This window comes from Oricola sp. (assembly GCF_022763245.1).
Lineage (GTDB): Bacteria > Pseudomonadota > Alphaproteobacteria > Rhizobiales > Rhizobiaceae > Oricola.
Genome location: NZ_JALEGV010000012.1, coordinates 347,882 through 364,490, shown reverse-complemented (window position 1 = coordinate 364,490; position 16,609 = coordinate 347,882). Strand labels below are relative to the sequence as shown.

Sequence of the window (16,609 nt, the reverse complement as noted above, 5' to 3'; positions counted from 1 at the left end):
ATTATTCCTTGCGTCCCGACGCGGGCTTCTGAAAGCCCCAGGGAAAGATCGCGCGGACGAGAAGCGGTGCCGCGATGAAGACGATGATGAGCGCCTGGATGATGCCGATCAGGTCGATCGAGACCCCGGCATCGACCTGCATTTGCCTGCCGCCGGCTTCCAGCGCGCCGAAGAGCAAGCCCGCGAAGAGCACGCCGACGGGATGCGACCGGCCGAGCAGGGCGACTGAGATCGCGTCGAACCCGATGCCGGCGGAGAAGCCGGGCGTCGCGCGCTCCAGCACGCCAAGCACCTGGTTGGCGCCGGCGAGGCCTGCAAGTGCGCCGGCCGTCGCCATGGCGAGGACGATGATCAGCGAGGCGCGCATGCCGGCATAGCGGGCCGCATCCGGGTTCTCGCCCGAGGCGCGGAACTCGAACCCGATCTTCGTCTTGAACAGCAGCCAGTGGACCAGCAGGACCATGGCGATCATCAGGAAGATGCCGGCATGGAGGCGCAGGTTGGGATCGATATCCGTCAGGAGGCGGGGCAATTCGGCGCTCGGCACCACTGATTTGGAGACCGGGTCGGAGCGGCCTTCGCGTTGCATCCAGCTGAGGCTGAGCATGTAGTCGAGCAGGCGATAGGAAATGAGGTTGAGCATGATGGTGGAGATCACCTCATGCGCCCCCGTCGTGGCGCGCAGCCAGCCGGCGATCGACGCATAGAGCCCGCCGACCACGGCACCGGCGATCAGGGCGAGGGGCAGATGGATGACCCAGGGCAGGCCCTCGAACGAAAAGCCGACGATGACGGCTGCGATGCCGCCAACGATGATCTGGCCCTCGGCGCCGATGTTGAACAGGCCGGCCCGGAAACCCAGAGCGAGCCCAAGGCCTGAAAGCACAAGCGGGATCGCCGATGTCAGCGTTTCGGAGATGGCGTTGAGCGAGCCGACCGCCCCGTAAAGGAGGGCGAGGTAGGATTTGCCGATCGTGGCGATGTCCACGGCGGTCGCCAGCATGATGAGCGCGCCGACGATCAGTGCGACGATCACGGCGAAGATCGGCACGATGACCAGATCCTCGAACTCCGCGCGGCCCGGTGCGGCGCGCTGCATGAGCTTGCGCATCAAGTCTTGCTGGTTGGTCGTATCGCTCATGCATGCACTCCCGCCATGGCCAGGCCGACGGCATTCTTGTCGACCGGCCCTGCCGCTGTGTCGAATTCGGCTACGATCCGGCCTTCGAACATCACCAGGATGCGGTCGGACAGCGACATGATCTCGTCAAGCTCGGAGGAGACGATCAGCACGCCGTCGCCTTCGTCGCGCGCCTCCATCAGGCGTTTGTGGATATATTCGATGGAACCGACATCGAGACCGCGCGTCGGCTGGGAAGCGATGACCAGCTTGGTCTCGCGCTCCAGTTCACGGGCGACGACCATCTTCTGCTGGTTGCCGCCCGACAAATTGCCGGCCTTCAGATAAATCGACGGCGTACGCACGTCGAAATCGACTGAATATTTCGCCGCGGTCTTCAGCACCTCCGGCCATTTGATGCTTGGTCCGCTGGAAAAGCGGTCCTCGTAATAGGTGTTGAGCACCATGTTCTCGTAGATCGTGAAATTGGCGATCATGCCGGACTTGTGACGGTCCTCGGGCACATGCGCCATGCCCATGCGGTGACGTTCGCGCGCTGACGCGTGGGTGACGTCCTTGCCGAGAAAACTGACGCTGCCGCTGGCGGCGTGCATCAGTCCGGTGAGTGTTTCGATGAGTTCAGACTGGCCGTTGCCCTGGACGCCGGCGATGCCGACGACCTCGCCCGAGCGGATGTGGAAGCTGGCGCGATCGACCGCGATGTCGTCATTGTCGTTCAGCACGACCAGATCGCGCGCTTCAAGCAGCGTCTCGCCTGGCTTGAAGGGCGCTTTCTGCACGTCGAAGGAAACGGGGCGGCCGACCATCATTTCGGCAAGCTGCTGTTCGGTCAGCGATTTCGGATCGCCTTCGCCGGTGATCCGGCCGCCGCGCAGCACGTTGATGCGGTCGGCGATCTCGAGGATCTCGTGCAGCTTGTGGGTGATGAAGACGATCGCCTTGCCGGCGTCGCGCAGCGATTTGACGATGCCGAAGAAGTCCTCGACCTCCTGCGGGGTCAGCACCGCCGTCGGCTCGTCGAGGATCAGCACTTCGGCCGAACGGAACAGCACCTTGATGATCTCGACGCGCTGCTGGATGCCCACCGGCAATTCCTCGATCAGCGCGTCCGGATCGACCTCAAGGCCGTATTTGTCGTTGATGTCGCGCACCTGCGCGCGCGCCGTCTTCAGGTCGAGATAGTCCAGCCGTCCGGTCGGCTCGACGCCGAGAATCACGTTTTCGGCCACCGTAAAGACGGGAACCAGCATGAAGTGCTGGTGGACCATGCCGATGCCGGCGGCGATGCCGTCGCCCGGCCCCTCGAAATCGACCGGCTTGCCGTCGATCAGGATCTGGCCTTCGTCCGGCGAGTAGAGGCCGGACAGGATGTTCATCATGGTGGACTTGCCGGCGCCGTTTTCGCCCAGCAGTCCCAAAACCTCGCCCGCGCGGATCGTGAGGTTCACATTGTCATTGGCCGTGACCGGCCCGAAGCGCTTGGTGATGCCCCTCAGTTCAACGTCCACCGCGTTGGTCTCCCCAGTTGCACGGACAGGCCCGCCGCCGCGCTCATGGCGGCGGCGGGCCGGCAAGAGGCGGGCTTAGCCGCCGATGGTGATCGAGCCGTCGACGATGCCGGCCTTGATCTCTTCAAGCTCGGACTTCAGCTCGGCGGGAACGGCGTCATCGAAGTCGTGGAACGGGGCGAGGCCCACGCCGTCATTCTCCAGCGTGCCGACCGTGAGGCCGCCTTCGAAGCTGCCGTCCATGGCCGAGTCGATGACGGCCTGCACCGTGGCGTCCATGCGCTTGAGCACGGAGGTCAGGTAGACATGCTGCTTCTCGGTGTCGGTGAGATACTGGTCGGCATCGACGCCGACGATCTTCAGCTTGTCGGTGCCGAGTTCGTCGGCAAGGGCGGCCGAGCCGAGGCCCACCGGTCCGGCGACCGGCATGACGATGTCGGCGCCTTCGTCATAGAGGTTCTGGGCGAAGGTGCGGCCGTCGTCCAGGCTCTCGAAGTTGTTGGTGAAGAGGCCGTCCTTGGCTTCCGGATCCCAACCGAGAACGGTCACTTCCGTGCCCTTCTTCTCGTTGTAATAGGCCGCGCCGTGCACGAAGCCGTCCATGAAGACGGTCACCGGCGGAATGTTGATGCCGCCGAAGGTGCCGATCACGCCGGTCTCGGACATGCCGGCAGCAAGGTAACCGGCGAGGAAAGCGGCCTGCTCGGTGGCGAAGACCTGGCCGACGACGTTCGGGATCGTCGGGTCGTAGGCGAAGTCGACGATGGAGAACTTCTGGTCAGGGTTGGCTTCCGCGGCGGCCTTCGTGGCGTCGCCCATCAGGAAGCCGACGGTGATGATCACGTCGCAGTCGCCGCCGAGCAGCGAATTCAGGTTGGCCTCATAGTCGGTCTCGGCCTGGCTCTCGAGGAAACGGCCGTCGATGCCCTTTTCAGCCATCGCGTCTTCGACGCCCTTCCAGGCGGTCTGGTTGAAGCCCGCGTCGTCGATGCCGCCGGTGTCGGTCACCTGGCAGGCGGTGAAGGCTGCGGCCGAAGAGATCGAACCGAAAAGCAGCGCCGTCGCAATCGCAACGCCGCCCATAAGTCTGCTCTTGTGAATCATAGGATACTCCCTGGGAATGAAGGCCGGATTGAAGATAACCCGGACGTGATTTGCAAGACCCAACCTTCGCGAGGCTGCACGCAAACGACACTATGCCGGAATCATCCGGAAAACCAATACCCTGACCGAACGTCACGGGCGTGGCCGGCAGCGGGATCATGCGGGGTGCGGAGGGAACGCCGCGACCGGCCGAGAGCGGCGCGGATGCGGCGATCGACGGCGATTTGTCGCAGAAGCGGGCGCTTCCGTTCGGTCAGCCGTTGATACGGATCAATGCGCCCGTGTTTCGTCGCATGCAGGACTCATCTTTTGTTGGTGCCCCGATCAGGGCTCGCTGGAGGAGTATGCATATGGCGCATGTCGTCGTTCTGGGTGCCGGGTTGGGCGGCACGATCATGGCCTACGAGGTTCGCGAGGAACTCTCGAAGGAACACAAGGTTTCCGTTGTCACCAACGGGAGCAAATATTCGTTCGTCCCCTCCAATCCGTGGGTGGCTGTCGGATGGCGTGAGAAGGACGCCATCGAGGTCGACCTGACGGGCGTGATGAAGCGGCGCAACATCGAACTCTATTCGCAGGGCGCCAAGCGGGTACATCCCGAGGAAAAGCGCATCGAACTGAACGACGGTTCTGACGTCGCGTATGACTACCTGGTGATTTCGACCGGGCCCGACCTTGCTTTCGACGAGATCGAGGGGCTCGGGCCGGAAGGGCATACGCAATCCGTCTGCCATGTCGATCATGCCGTGCAGGCAAAGACGGCCTTCGACAAGCTCGTCGCCAATCCCGGTCCGGTGATCATCGGCGCCGTGCAGGGCGCGTCCTGTTTCGGACCGGCCTACGAGTTTGCCTTCATCCTCGACAAGGCGCTGCGCGACGCCAAGGTCCGCGACAAGGTGCCGATGACCTTCGTCACCTCCGAGCCCTATGTCGGCCATCTGGGCCTCGACGGTGTCGGCGACACCAAGGGCCTGCTCGAAAGCGAGATGCGCAACCACCACATCAAGTGGATCAACAACGCCAAGGTCGACAGGGTCGAAGATGGCAAGATGTTCGTGACGGAAGTCGCCGAGGACGGCTCGGTGAAGACCAATCACGAACTGCCTTTCGCCTTCTCGATGATGCTGCCGGCGTTCCGCGGCGTGGAGGCGGTGCGCGGCATCGAGGGGCTGACCAATCCACGCGGCTTCATTGTCGTCGACAAGCACCAGCAGAACCCGAAATTCCCGGAGATCTTCTCGGTCGGCGTGTGCGTCGCGATCCCGCCGATGGGGCCGACACCGGTTCCGGTCGGCGTGCCGAAGACCGGTTTCATGATCGAATCCATGGTCACGGCCACGGCGCACAATATCGGCAAGCTGGTGCGCGGCGAACAACCGGACGCGCAGGGGACCTGGAACGCGGTCTGTCTGGCCGATTTCGGCGATTCCGGCATCGCCTTCGTCGCGCAGCCGCAACTGCCGCCGCGCAACGTCAACTGGTCGTCGTCCGGCAAGTGGGTCCATCTGGCGAAGATCGCCTTCGAGAAATATTTCATCCACAAGATCAAGTCCGGCAAATCCGAACCGGCCTATGAACGCCTCGCCATGCAGGCGCTGGGCATTCAGAAGCTCAAGGAGGTCAAGTTCGAGATCGAGGATGCCTGATTGTATATAAGGAAAGTCAAATATAAGACTTGACATATATACCAAGAATTACATATATGATTGAGGAGCCCGCCGAGCGTTCGGCGGGCGCGACATCAAAGGAGTTCAGGTTCAGATGTCCCTCGACCGTATGGTGCTGGCTTTCGCAGGTCTGATGACGCTGCTTTCCGTCTTCTTGACGTGGTATGTGTCGCCCTATTTCCTCTGGTTCACCGTTTTCATCGGCTTCAACCAGATCCAGTCGGCCTTCACCGGCTTCTGTCCGGCAGCGATGATCTTCAAGGCGATCGGCGTCAAACCGGGCACTGCCTTCTGACAGGCTGCTGCGCCGGCGATCGGCGCGCATATCGCCGACGCATTTTCTTCCAGTCTGCAATCGAGTCCGGCGGTGTCGCATTTCTTGCGGCGCCGCCGAATGCTGTTTGCCCCCATCCGCTGCGCTCCGAATTGACAAAGGTCATTGTGGCGACAGGCAGTGAAGCGCATAAGTGTCGCATCATGATCGCAATATCCGTGGCGAATGTGGAGCGAACCCTTGGCTGACAGCAATCAAGGGGCGGGTGCACGCGTCGGACGCGTGATCGCCGTTCGAGGCCCGGTGCTGGACATTGCTATTGAAGGCCGGTTGCCCGAGATCCACGAGGCAATAGTCGTGAGTGCCGGCGAGGCGCGCATCCTCGCCGAAACGCAATCCCACCTTGACGAGAAGACCGTGCGGGCGATCGCCATGCAGCCGACCCAGGGGCTGTGGCGGGGCGCGCCGGCGGAGCCGACCGGCCAGCCGATTGCGACGCCAGTCGGTGATGCGGTTCTGGGGCGGCTCGTCAACATGCTCGGCGAGCCGGCCGACAACGGCATGGCGTTCGGGCCGGACATCCCGCGCCGGCCGATCCACCGCGCAGCCCCGCCGATCGCGCGCCAGAGTGCGGCGACCGACATCTTCTCCACGGGCATCAAGGTGATCGATCTGCTCGCTCCTCTCGCCCATGGCGGCAAGGCGGCGATGTTCGGCGGCGCCGGGGTCGGCAAGACGGTTCTGGTGATGGAACTGATCCACGCCATGGTCTCGGGTTATGACGGCATCTCGGTCTTTGCGGGCGTCGGTGAACGCTGCCGCGAGGGCCACCAGATGCTGAACGAGATGGGCGCCTCGGGCGTGCTCAACCAAACCGTCCTCGTCTACGGCCAGATGAACGAACCGCCGGGAGCCCGCTGGCGGGTGCCTTTGACGGCGATGACTGTCGCTGAATATTTCCGCGACGAGAAGGCGCGCAACGTCCTGCTGCTGATGGACAATGTCTTCCGTTTCATCCAGGCGGGATCGGAGGTTTCGGGCCTGCTCGGGCGCAAGCCGTCGCGCGTCGGTTATCAGCCGACGCTGGAGACGGAGGTCGCCGATCTGCAGGAGCGGATCGCCTCGGTCGGCGCGGCGTCGGTGACGGCGATCGAAGCAGTCTATGTGCCGGCCGACGATTTCACCGATCCGGCCGTCGGCGCGATCGCAAACCATGTGGATTCCATGGTGGTCCTGTCGCGACAACTCGCCGCCGAGGGCATCTATCCGGCAATCGACCCGATCGCGACGACCTCGGTGCTGCTCGATCCGCTGGTGGTCGGGGCCGAGCACGCCAAGGTGGCGGGCGAGGTGCGCGAGATCATTGAGCATTACCGCGAATTGCGCGATGTGATCGCCCTTCTCGGGGTCGAGGAACTCGGCGTGGAGGAACGCCAAGCGGTCGGCCGGGCGCGCCGCCTGCAGCGCTTCCTGACGCAACCCTTCTTCACCGCCGCGGCCTTCACCGGAGCGGAGGGACGCAGCGTCGCGGTGGACGAGACGGTCGCCGGCTGCCGCGCCATCCTCGACGGCGAATGCGACGATTGGGACGAGAGCTCCCTCTACATGATCGGCACGCTTGAGGAGGCGCGGCAGAAGCAGGACACGGTGCGCAACGCCAAGGGCGGAAAGGCTGCTGCATGACCGACCGCACGTTCTCGCTGGTGATCACGACGCCGCTCGACGTACTCGCCCAGGCCGACGCCGTCACCTCGTTTCGCGCCGATGACGACAGCGGTTCCTTCGGGGTGTTGCCGGGCCATGCGGACCTTCTCGCCGTGTTGCGCGATTGCGTTGCACGCTGGAGGGAGGGCGAGGACGGCTGGCGCTATTGCGCCCTGCATGGCGGCGTGATGACCGTGGAAGAGGGCAGCCGCATCCGTATCGCCTGCCGGGAAGGCGTGCTGGGCGACGACGTGGAGACGCTGGAGGCCGAAGTGCGCCGACGCCGCGAGGCCGCGCTGCAGGCCGCAAGCCGCGAGCGCGTGAACCAGGCGAAGCTGCATGCCCGGGCCATTCGCCAGATCATGCGGCATCTTTCCAGCGATCACGGCATCTCGGTGGACACCGCGCTGGATGAGATCTTCCAATGAGCGATACGCAGCACCAGAACGGCGATCAAACTGGCCGGAATCATCTGGGCCAGAACCATTTGGGCAAAGCCGCGCATGAGGCGGCTGAGCGCGAGGAGATGAGGCAGCGCGATCCCGAACCGTCGCTTGCGCGCCGCTTCGGCCAGATCGGCGTGCTCGGCTGGATGATCGTCATTCCGGTGCTCGTCGCGGTGTTCGTCGGCGGTTGGCTAGACCGCCTGCTCGGCACGGGCATCACTTTCGCCGCGGCGGCGACTTTCGCCGGCGCCGTCCTCGGCCTTTGGCTCGCCTTTCGCTGGATGCATGAGCAATGACCATCTTCGCTCCGCATCATCTCGAATTCCTTTCTTCGGCGTGGATCGCCTCGATCCTTGTCGCGCTGGCCGTCGGATACGTGGCCGGTTTCGCCCATTTCCGCTCGTTGAAGTCCGTCGCGCGCCGGCTCGCCTCGGGTGAGCTGTCCGGTATCGCGCTTCAGCTCGGTCGCTTGGCGCTGCTTGGCGTGGTGTTGTTCCTGATGGCGCTGTGGGGCGCGCAGGCGCTTCTGGCGGGCACGGCCGGCGTCCTGCTGGCGCGACGGCGGGTGCTGGCGCAGGCGGAGGCTGAGTCGTGAACGAATCCCCGCTCGTCCTTCAAACCGTCTTCCAGATCGGGCCTGTTCCGATCACGCAGGCCGTGCTGACCACCTGGGTGATCATGGCCGTGCTGGCCGTGGGCGCGCGGCTCCTCACCCGCAAGCTCAGCCTCGAGGCCGGTTCTGCGCAGACCGTGCTGGAACTGGTCGTCACGACGATCGACGCGCAGATCGAGCAGACGATGCAGCGCCCGGCCACCCAGTTCCGGACGCTGATCGGGACGCTGTTCATCTTCATCCTGGCTGCCAACTGGTCGTCGCTGGTGCCGAATGTCGAGCCGCCGACGGCGCGGCTCGAAACCGATGCGGCGCTGGCGGTGATCGTGTTCGCGGCGACAATCTGGTTCGGTGTCCGTGAAAACGGCCCGCTCGGCTATCTGAAGACCTTCGCCGAGCCCTCGATCGTCATGGCGCCGCTCAATCTCATCGAGCAGATCACCCGTACCTTCTCGCTGATGGTCCGCCTGTTCGGCAACGTCATGAGCGGCGTCTTCGTCGTCGGCATCGTGCTGTCGCTGGCCGGGCTGCTCGTGCCGATCCCGCTGATGGCTCTCGACCTGCTGACCGGCGCGGTGCAGGCCTATATCTTCGCGATCCTGGCGACTGTCTTCATTGGAGCGGCGGTCAGCGAGGGCACGCCCAAAACCGGAAAGGAAACGGACTGATGGACATGATCAAGATCGTCAGCATCGTGGCGGCCGCGCTTGCGGTGTCGTTCGGGGCGATCGGACCGGCACTTGCAGAAGGCCGCGCGGTGGCCGCTGCCATGGACGCCATCGCGCGTCAGCCCGAGGCCGCAGGCACCTTGTCGCGCACGCTCTTCGTCGGCCTCGCCATGATCGAGACCATGGCGATCTACTGCCTGGTGATCGCGCTGCTGTTGCTCTTCGCCAATCCCTACACGGTCTAGGAAAGCCGTCGCCTCATGCAGTTCGACTGGTGGACCTTCGCCTTTCAGCTCGTCAACGTGGCGGTGCTCGCCTGGCTGCTGGGCCGCTTCCTGTTCAAGCCGGTGGCCGGGATCGTTGCCGAACGCAAGGCTGCGGCCGCAAAGGCCATGCAAGCTGCCGAGGACGCCAGACGCGCGGCGGCCGATGCCGAAAAGGCGTCGCGCGCCGAGAAGGAGCGGATCGCCGCCGAGCGCGTGGGCCTGCTTGAGAAAGCTCGCGAGGAAGCCGAGGGCCAAAGGGCGCAACTGATCGACAAGGCGAAAGCGGATGCCGGCGCGATCATCGAGCGGGCGCGGGTGGAAGCCGACCGCGTGACCGCGGAAGAGGGCGAGCGGCAGCTGAGACGCGCGACGGAACTCGCCTTCGCGGTCGCTGAGCGGGTGTTTGCCGATCTGCCGGGCGAGGCGCGCATCGCCGGCTATCCGGAACGGCTGGCGGCCGCGATTTCGGCGCTCGGGGCGGAAGAGCGCACGGCCATCCTGGGGGATGTCGATGATTTGCGTCTCGCCGCGCCGCGCGCGCTGAGCGAAGTCGAGCGTGCCACCGTCGATGCGGTGATCGGGCCGCTCGTCGCCTTGGAGGGGTCGTTGCCCGTCGAGGTCGATGACGCGCTGATCGCCGGTCTGGAACTGCGCAGCCGGCACGGCGTCATCCGCAATTCCCTCGGTTCCGACCTGAAACGCGTGGCAAAGGCTCTGGTCGATGACGAACACGCCTGACAGCGCGTCCGCTGTTCCGGACCCCGGGCTTGAAACCCTGATCGAGACCGTCGGCAACGTCGAACTCGGGCCGCGCTCCGAGGCGATCGGCCGCGTGACGGAAATCGCCGACGGATTGGCGCAGGTCTCAGGCCTTGGCGCAGCGCGCTTCGGCGAACTGCTGGAATTCGAAGGCGGGGCTCGTGGCTTTGTTCTCAATCTGGACGCCGACGTGCTGCAGGCGGCGCTGCTGGATTCCTATGTCGGGATCGAGGCCGGTACAGCCGTGCGACGATTGCACGAGCTGGTCAGCGTACCCGTAGGCGACGCTCTTCTGGGGCGGATGATCGACCCGCTCGGGCGGCCGCTGGACGAGGGCGACGCGGTGGCGGCAGAAGAGCGCCTGCCGGTGGAACGACTGGCGCCTTCGATCATCGACCGCGATTTCGTATCCGAGCCGGTGGAGACGGGCCTCCTCGTCATCGACGCGCTGTTCGCCGTCGGGCGCGGCCAACGCGAACTGATCATCGGCGAACGGGCGACCGGCAAGACCGCGATCGCCGTTGACACGATCATCAACCAGAAGGACACGGACATCGTCTGCGTCTATGTGGCCATCGGCCAGCGCGCCTCGGCGGTGCGCCGGGCGGTCGATGCGATCCGCGAGAAGGGGGCAGCCGATCGCTGTGTCTTCGTCGTCGCGCCGGCAACGGCCGAGCCGGGCTTGCGTTGGCTCGCGCCCTTTGCCGGCATGACGATCGCCGAGCAGGTGCGCGACCGGGGCGGGCACGCGCTGATCGTGCTCGACGATCTGACCAAGCACGCCACGACGCATCGCGAGTTGTCGCTCCTGGCGCGTCAGCCGCCCGGGCGCGAAGCCTATCCGGGCGACATCTTCTACCTGCATGCGCGGTTGCTGGAGCGGGCGGCGAAACTGTCGCCGGAGAAGGGCGGCGGATCGCTGACCGCGCTGCCGATCGCCGAGATCGAGGCGGGCAATCTGTCGGCCTATATCCCCACCAACCTGATCTCGATCTGCGACGGACAGATCGTGCTCTCCAACCAGCTTTTCGCCGCCAACCAGCGACCGGCAGTCGATGTCGGCCTGTCGGTCAGCCGCGTCGGAGGCAAGGCACAGCATGCCGCGCTGCGCAGCGTCGCCGGCCGGGTGCGGCTCGACTATGCGCAGTATCTGGAATTGCGGGTCTTCTCGCGCTTCGGCGGGTTCGGAGACGAGACGCTGAAACGGCGCATCGCCCATGGCGAGCGGATCGGCGCGCTGCTCGCCCAGGCCAGGTTCTCGCCTCTGCGTCCGGTCGATCAGATCGCGCTTCTCGCGGCTCTCGGCGAAGGCATTCTTGACGACGTGCCGCTTGACGCGATGGACGGCGTGAAGAGCGTCTTGCCGGCGATCATCGACAGCGTGCCGGCGCTGGAGGCGTTTCGCGCCGAGCCGACAGAACTCAGTGACGACATTCGCTCTGCGCTGGTGGATTGCGTGCGGCAGGCGGTGGCGCGCGCTGGCAAGACGGCGGGCGGGGCGGACACCTGATGCCTCAGTTGGAGAACCTGAAAGACCGCATCGCCAATATCGGCCAGATCGAGGGCGTGGTCGTGGCGATGCGCGCCATGGCGGCGGCGCACGCGCAAGAGGCGCGCCGGCACCTGCGCGCGATCCGCGAGCACGAGGAGACGGTCGCCCGCTCCATGGCCGAGGCGATGTCGCTGGCACCGGAAATGGCGCCGGATCGCGAACCGGAGGGCGGGGCGGTGAAGCATTTGCACATCGTCGTCGGCGCGGCGCAGGGCTTCAGCGGCATGCACAATGAGCGCATCGTGACCGGTGCGCTGGCGCTGGACGACGAGAACGAGGCACGGACCTATCTTCTGATCGGCCAGCGCTGCATTTCCGAATTCGCGACGCGCGGCCACGATCCGGTCTGGTCGGCCAACATGGTGGCGCATGCGGTGGACGTTCCGGCGCTCGCCAGCCGCATCGTGGACGCCTTGTTCGCGCGCATCGACAGCGGCGAGGCGCATCGGGTGAGCGTGGTGTTCGCCGATCCGGCGGCGCCGGATGCCGGATTGACGGTGCGCCAACTGATGCCGTTCGATTTCGGGCGCATCGCGCTCGCTCCGCGCCCGGTTCCGCCCCTGACGATGATCGCGCCGGAGAAGCTGATCGTGCAACTGGTCGAGGAGTATGTGTTCACCGAGATCTGTGAGGCGCTGATGCTGGGCTTTGCCGCCGAAAACGACGCGCGCATGAAGGCGATGACGCGGGCACGCGCGAATGTGAAGCAGATCGCCCAGGAGTTGCAGCGCAAGTTCCATCAGGCGCGGCAGGAACAGACGACGACCGAGATCATCGAACTGTCGGATGCATCGTGAAATTCTCGCCAGATGAGACGGTTGCGGCAAAGTCCATCGGTGCCGCCTGTTTGAATTGTATTTTATTAAACCGGCTTGTGCTTCCTACAGCTTGAATCGCGAACCGCCTTGCAAATGGAGGTGCGAGAGGTTTGATGCGCCTACTTCGCGGGCAAGGAGGAGTTCATGGTGCCGGAAAGCGGTGAAAAGCGGTTGTACGCGCGTTTCGTCAATGAGAATACCGGCGCCATGGTGGTCGAATACGGCCTTATCGTCGCCCTCGTCACCGTCTCGATCGTCGGCGGCTCGCTGATGATCGGCTCCAGCGTCAACGACAATCTGGAGAGCGCCGCCGCGCCGCTGACCCTCTCCGCCCGCTGAGCGGCGCGGCCGAACCAGCAGATCCGAGGCGCATGACGCGGGGCGATTTGCCCTATCGCGTGCTTCCAACGTATGCCATATCTGGCATATGATCGCGGTTGCGAGCACCCTGCGGAGGACGGGGCGCGCTGCGAGGGGAGGAAGCTGAACCGCATGACGCCCGAGCCCGAACTCGACCTATCGCCGCGAGTTTCCGACGAGATACGCAAGACAACCTGCTACATGTGTGCCTGCCGCTGCGGCATCAACGTGCACCTGCGGACAGGCCCGGACGGCCGGAAGATCGTCAGCTATATCGAGGGCAATCGCGACCACCCCAAGAACCAGGGCGTGCTGTGCGCCAAGGGTTCCGCTGGCATCATGCAGCACTACTCGCCGGCGCGGCTGAAGAAGCCGCTGAAGCGAAGCGGTCCGCGTGGCACCGGCGAGTTCGAGGAGATCTCCTGGGAAGAGGCGATGACGCTGGCGACGGACTGGCTGGCGCCGGTGCGCCACAGCGATCCGCGCAAGCTGGCCTTCTTCACGGGGCGTGACCAGTCGCAATCCTTCACCTCCTGGTGGGCGCAGGCTTTCGGTACGCCGAACTATGCGGCGCATGGCGGCTTCTGCTCGGTCAACATGGCGGCGGCCGGCATCTACACGATGGGCGGGGCGTTCTGGGAGTTCGGCGCGCCGGACTGGGACCGCGCGAAGATGTTCATGATCTTCGGCGTCGCCGAGGATCACGATTCCAACCCGATCAAGATCGGCCTGTCCAAGCTCAAGAAACGCGGCGCGAAGATCGTGGCCGTCAATCCGGTGCGCACCGGCTACAATGCCGTGGCCGACGAATGGGTCGGCATCACGCCCGGCACGGACGGCCTCTTCGTCATCGCGCTGATCCACGAATTGCTCCGCATGGGCAAGGTCGATGTCGCCTATCTCAGGCGCTATACCAATGCGCCGTGGCTGGTGATCGACGATCCGGGCGCAGCCGATCACGGCCTTTTCGCGCGAGGTGAGGACGGGCATCCGCTGATCATCGACCGTCGCACCGGTTGGGTCGCCTCGAGCGAGGATGTCGATGCCCGCCCCGACCTGCAGGGCGAGGCGATACTGCCGGGCGGGCGCAAGGCGCGGCCGGTCTTTGCTCTGATCGCCGAGAAATACCTCGACTCGGGGCATGGTCCCGAGGCCGCCGCCGAGCGTTGCGGTGTGCCGGCCGGCGCGATCCGGCGGCTGGCTGGCGACCTGGCGCGCACGGCGTTCGAGGAAGAGATCGTCATCGAGCAGCCCTGGACGGACTGGCGTGGCAAGCGCCACGAAAAGATGATCGGCCGGCCTGTCGCCTTCCACGCCATGCGCGGCATCTCGGCGCATTCGAACGGCTTCCAGACCTGTCGCGCGATCCATCTGCTGCAGATGCTGCTCGGCTCGGTGGAGACGCCGGGAGGGTTCCGGTTCAAGCCGCCCTATCCGAAGCCGGCGGAAGGCCATCCGCGTCCGCATGCGGAATGCCGCCCCGACACGCCATTGGCCGGCCCGCATCTTGGCTATCCGATGGGACCGGACGATCTGTTGCTGGACGAGGCCGGCTCCCCGCGGCGCATCGACAAGGCGTTTTCCTGGGAGGCCCCGCTGGCCGTGCACGGGCTGATGCACATGGTCATCTCCAACGCGGTGGCGCGTGATCCCTACGGAATCGACGTCCTGTTTCTCTACATGGCGAACATGGCGTGGAACTCGTCGATGAACACCGCCGGCGTCATGGAGATGCTGACGCGCACCGACGAGAATGGCGACTATGTGATCCCGAAGATCATTTACTCGGACGCCTATTCCTCCGAGATGGTCGCCTTTGCCGATCTGGTGCTGCCGGACACGACCTATCTGGAGCGGCATGACTGCATCTCGCTTCTGGACCGGCCGGTCTCCGAACCGGATTGCGCGGCGGACGCCATCCGCTGGCCCGTGGTCGAACCTGATCGCGACGTGCGCGGCTTCCAGTCGGCGCTGCTCGACCTCGGTGCGCGGCTGGGCCTACCGGGTTTCGTGGAGGAGGACGGGTCGCCGCGTTACAAGGACTATGCCGACTACATGGTTCGCCACGAGCGCCGTCCGGGCATCGGGCCGCTTGCCGGCTGGCGGGGCGAGGGCAATGGCCGCGGCCGGGGCGCGCCCAATCCGGAGCAGCTTCAGCGCTATATCAACAATGGCGGGTTCTTCTCGACGGAAATCCCGGAAGAGGCCCAGTTCTTCAAGCCGTGGAACGCCGACTATCAGAACTGGGCAGTGTCGATGGGCTTCTATGACAAGCCGACGCCCTACCTGTTCCAACTCTATGTCGAGCCGCTTCGGCGGTTCCAACTCGCGGCGGAAGGACATGGCGATCGCCAACCGCCGGACGCCATGCGCGAGCGGATCGCTCAGGCCTTCGAGCCGTTGCCGACCTGGTATCCGCCCCATGAGGGCGAGAGGATCGACCCGTCGGCGTTCCCGTTGCATGCGCTGACGCAGCGCCCGGCGGCGATGTATCACAGCTGGGGCTCACAGAATGCGTGGCTGCGGCAAATCCATGGCGAGAACCCGCTCTACGTGCCCGAAGCGCTGGCGCGCGAGGCGGGGCTGGAAGATGGCGACTGGGCCTGGGTCACGTCGCATCACGGCCGGATTCGCGTGCCGATTCGCATCACGGCGGCGTCGAACAACAAGACGTTGTGGACGTGGAACGCGATCGGCAAGCGCAAGGGCGCGTGGGCGCTGGACCGGGACGCGCCGGAAACCCAACGGGGCTTCCTGCTCAACCATCTGATCCACGAATTGCTGCCGCCGAAGGCTGACGGGATGCGCTGGTCGAATTCCGATCCGGTGACGGGACAGGCCGCGTGGTTCGACCTGCGGGTGCGCATCGAGAAGGCAGGCCCCGACGAGGAGAGCCTGTCGCCCGACACCGGGGGACAGCAATCGCCGGTCGGAACAGGCCCCTCGGTCGTGGCCTTCGGAAAGGCGTGGAAGCAATGACCACGCTGCCGGAAACCACCAACAGGAAGCTCGGCCTCGTCATCGACCTCGACGTCTGCGTCGGCTGCCATGCCTGCGCGGTCGCGTGCAAGGAGTGGAACACCGGCGCCTATGGCGCGCCGCTGTCGGACCAGGACGCCTATGGGGCCGAACCCTCCGGAACCTGGCTCAACCGGGTCCACTCCTACGAGGTGAAGCCGCAGGACGGGCCTGCCCAGATCGTGCATTTCCCGCGCTCCTGCCTGCATTGCGAGGACGCGCCCTGCGTGACCGTCTGCCCGACCGGAGCGAGCTACAAGCGTGCTGAAGACGGCATCGTGCTGGTCAACGAGGACCGCTGCATGGGCTGCGGCCTGTGCGCATGGGCCTGCCCCTATGGCGCGCGCGAGATGGACATGGACGCCGGCGTGATGAAGAAATGCACGCTGTGCGTTGATCGTATCTACAACGCGCAAATACCGGCAGAAGACAGGGTGCCGTCCTGCGTACGCACCTGCCCGGCGAATGCCCGCCATTTCGGCGATCTCGCCGATCCGGAAAGCGACGTGTCGCGCATGGTCGCCGAGCGAGGCGGCTATGACCTGATGCCGGCCCAGGGGACGCGACCGGTCAACAAATATCTGCCGCCGCGTCCGAAGACGCCCTGCGAGACCGGTCCGGGTGGTGCTGGCGAAGCGTCAGTCGCCACGCCGCCCGGTAGCCTGCTTGGCTGGCTCGACCGGGCGCTGGCCGTGATCGACGGGGAGTAGG

The 16,609-nt window shown here is 65.2% G+C and carries 17 protein-coding genes; 14 read left to right on the top strand and 3 right to left on the bottom strand.

Going from position 1 to position 16,609, the window contains the following annotated elements; translation table 11 throughout:
* Nucleotide 1: 1 nt before the first annotated feature.
* From MRY80_RS06005 to MRY80_RS05995, 3 genes are all read right to left on the bottom strand, one after another.
* Nucleotides 2-1,141, bottom strand: a complete 1,140-nt coding sequence (locus MRY80_RS06005; RefSeq protein ID WP_293289021.1) for an ABC transporter permease — start codon at nucleotides 1,139-1,141, stop codon at nucleotides 2-4.
* The gene (locus MRY80_RS06000) at nucleotides 1,138-2,649 is read right to left on the bottom strand and encodes an ABC transporter ATP-binding protein (protein WP_293289019.1); all 1,512 of its coding nucleotides are present in this window, start codon (nucleotides 2,647-2,649) and stop codon (nucleotides 1,138-1,140) included. The genes MRY80_RS06005 and MRY80_RS06000 overlap by 4 nt, the downstream gene beginning before the upstream one ends.
* A 75-nt stretch (nucleotides 2,650-2,724) precedes the next feature.
* Nucleotides 2,725-3,753 carry a BMP family ABC transporter substrate-binding protein gene (locus MRY80_RS05995; protein ID WP_293289017.1) on the bottom strand — a complete coding sequence of 343 codons (1,029 nt, stop codon included), beginning with the start codon at nucleotides 3,751-3,753 and terminating at the stop codon, nucleotides 2,725-2,727.
* Nucleotides 3,754-4,103: 350 nt separating this feature from the next.
* Here MRY80_RS05995 and MRY80_RS05990 point away from each other — a divergent pair, with 350 nt between their 5' ends.
* The 14 genes from MRY80_RS05990 (at nucleotide 4,104) to MRY80_RS05925 (ending at nucleotide 16,608) form a co-directional block, all read left to right on the top strand.
* Nucleotides 4,104-5,399: an FAD/NAD(P)-binding oxidoreductase gene (locus tag MRY80_RS05990; protein ID WP_293289015.1), complete on the top strand. Its 1,296-nt coding sequence runs from the start codon at nucleotides 4,104-4,106 to the stop codon at nucleotides 5,397-5,399.
* A gap of 115 nt (nucleotides 5,400-5,514) precedes the next feature.
* Nucleotides 5,515-5,715 (top strand): DUF2892 domain-containing protein, encoded by a 201-nt coding sequence (locus MRY80_RS05985; RefSeq protein ID WP_293289013.1) that lies wholly within the window; start codon nucleotides 5,515-5,517, stop codon nucleotides 5,713-5,715.
* A gap of 219 nt (nucleotides 5,716-5,934) precedes the next feature.
* Nucleotides 5,935-7,377 carry a F0F1 ATP synthase subunit beta gene (gene atpD / locus MRY80_RS05980; RefSeq protein WP_293289011.1) on the top strand — a complete coding sequence of 481 codons (1,443 nt, stop codon included), beginning with the start codon at nucleotides 5,935-5,937 and terminating at the stop codon, nucleotides 7,375-7,377.
* Nucleotides 7,374-7,826, top strand: coding sequence for a F0F1 ATP synthase subunit epsilon (locus MRY80_RS05975; protein ID WP_293289009.1), 453 nt, complete (start codon nucleotides 7,374-7,376; stop codon nucleotides 7,824-7,826). The genes atpD and MRY80_RS05975 overlap by 4 nt, the downstream gene beginning before the upstream one ends.
* Nucleotides 7,823-8,140, top strand: coding sequence for an AtpZ/AtpI family protein (locus tag MRY80_RS05970; protein WP_293289007.1), 318 nt, complete (start codon nucleotides 7,823-7,825; stop codon nucleotides 8,138-8,140). The genes MRY80_RS05975 and MRY80_RS05970 overlap by 4 nt, the downstream gene beginning before the upstream one ends.
* Entirely contained in the window at nucleotides 8,137-8,439 is a 303-nt protein-coding gene (locus MRY80_RS05965) for an ATP synthase subunit I (RefSeq protein ID WP_293289006.1), read from the top strand. The genes MRY80_RS05970 and MRY80_RS05965 overlap by 4 nt, the downstream gene beginning before the upstream one ends.
* Nucleotides 8,436-9,125: a F0F1 ATP synthase subunit A gene (locus MRY80_RS05960; protein ID WP_293289004.1), complete on the top strand. Its 690-nt coding sequence runs from the start codon at nucleotides 8,436-8,438 to the stop codon at nucleotides 9,123-9,125. The genes MRY80_RS05965 and MRY80_RS05960 overlap by 4 nt, the downstream gene beginning before the upstream one ends.
* The gene (locus tag MRY80_RS05955; protein ID WP_293289002.1) at nucleotides 9,125-9,370 is read left to right on the top strand and encodes a F0F1 ATP synthase subunit C; all 246 of its coding nucleotides are present in this window, start codon (nucleotides 9,125-9,127) and stop codon (nucleotides 9,368-9,370) included. Before MRY80_RS05960 ends, MRY80_RS05955 begins: the two co-directional genes overlap by 1 nt.
* A 15-nt stretch (nucleotides 9,371-9,385) precedes the next feature.
* Nucleotides 9,386-10,129, top strand: coding sequence for a hypothetical protein (locus MRY80_RS05950; protein WP_293289000.1), 744 nt, complete (start codon nucleotides 9,386-9,388; stop codon nucleotides 10,127-10,129).
* A complete protein-coding gene (locus MRY80_RS05945) occupies nucleotides 10,113-11,660 on the top strand; it encodes a F0F1 ATP synthase subunit alpha (protein ID WP_293288998.1) in 1,548 nt (515 codons plus the stop codon). Before MRY80_RS05950 ends, MRY80_RS05945 begins: the two co-directional genes overlap by 17 nt.
* Nucleotides 11,660-12,499 carry a FoF1 ATP synthase subunit gamma gene (locus MRY80_RS05940; RefSeq protein WP_293288996.1) on the top strand — a complete coding sequence of 280 codons (840 nt, stop codon included), beginning with the start codon at nucleotides 11,660-11,662 and terminating at the stop codon, nucleotides 12,497-12,499. Before MRY80_RS05945 ends, MRY80_RS05940 begins: the two co-directional genes overlap by 1 nt.
* A 165-nt stretch (nucleotides 12,500-12,664) precedes the next feature.
* Complete coding sequence (locus MRY80_RS05935; RefSeq protein ID WP_293288994.1) at nucleotides 12,665-12,859, top strand: Flp family type IVb pilin; 195 nt, start codon at nucleotides 12,665-12,667, stop codon at nucleotides 12,857-12,859.
* Between the two features lie 153 nt (nucleotides 12,860-13,012).
* On the top strand, nucleotides 13,013-15,859 hold the full coding sequence (locus MRY80_RS05930; RefSeq protein WP_293288992.1) for a molybdopterin oxidoreductase family protein: 2,847 nt from the start codon (nucleotides 13,013-13,015) through the stop codon (nucleotides 15,857-15,859).
* Nucleotides 15,856-16,608, top strand: a complete 753-nt coding sequence (locus MRY80_RS05925; protein WP_293288990.1) for a 4Fe-4S dicluster domain-containing protein — start codon at nucleotides 15,856-15,858, stop codon at nucleotides 16,606-16,608. The genes MRY80_RS05930 and MRY80_RS05925 overlap by 4 nt, the downstream gene beginning before the upstream one ends.
* The last annotated feature ends 1 nt before the right edge of the window (nucleotide 16,609 follow it).

Bases quoted from the DNA above. Each gene is read 5' to 3' on its own strand.
- MRY80_RS05985 (WP_293289013.1), top strand. From the start codon at position 5,515: ATGTCCCTCGACCGTATGGTGCTGGCTTTCGCAGGTCTGATGACGCTG.
- MRY80_RS05970 (WP_293289007.1), top strand. From the start codon at position 7,823: ATGAGCGATACGCAGCACCAGAACGGCGATCAAACTGGCCGGAATCAT.
- MRY80_RS05930 (WP_293288992.1), top strand. From the start codon at position 13,013: ATGACGCCCGAGCCCGAACTCGACCTATCGCCGCGAGTTTCCGACGAG.
- MRY80_RS06005 (WP_293289021.1), bottom strand. From the start codon at position 1,141: ATGAGCGATACGACCAACCAGCAAGACTTGATGCGCAAGCTCATGCAG.
- MRY80_RS05955 (WP_293289002.1), top strand. From the start codon at position 9,125: ATGGACATGATCAAGATCGTCAGCATCGTGGCGGCCGCGCTTGCGGTG.
- MRY80_RS05965 (WP_293289006.1), top strand. From the start codon at position 8,137: ATGACCATCTTCGCTCCGCATCATCTCGAATTCCTTTCTTCGGCGTGG.
- MRY80_RS05975 (WP_293289009.1), top strand. From the start codon at position 7,374: ATGACCGACCGCACGTTCTCGCTGGTGATCACGACGCCGCTCGACGTA.
- MRY80_RS05940 (WP_293288996.1), top strand. From the start codon at position 11,660: ATGCCTCAGTTGGAGAACCTGAAAGACCGCATCGCCAATATCGGCCAG.
- MRY80_RS05990 (WP_293289015.1), top strand. From the start codon at position 4,104: ATGGCGCATGTCGTCGTTCTGGGTGCCGGGTTGGGCGGCACGATCATG.
- MRY80_RS05950 (WP_293289000.1), top strand. From the start codon at position 9,386: ATGCAGTTCGACTGGTGGACCTTCGCCTTTCAGCTCGTCAACGTGGCG.
- MRY80_RS05935 (WP_293288994.1), top strand. From the start codon at position 12,665: ATGGTGCCGGAAAGCGGTGAAAAGCGGTTGTACGCGCGTTTCGTCAAT.
- MRY80_RS05945 (WP_293288998.1), top strand. From the start codon at position 10,113: ATGACGAACACGCCTGACAGCGCGTCCGCTGTTCCGGACCCCGGGCTT.
- MRY80_RS05995 (WP_293289017.1), bottom strand. From the start codon at position 3,753: ATGATTCACAAGAGCAGACTTATGGGCGGCGTTGCGATTGCGACGGCG.
- MRY80_RS05925 (WP_293288990.1), top strand. From the start codon at position 15,856: ATGACCACGCTGCCGGAAACCACCAACAGGAAGCTCGGCCTCGTCATC.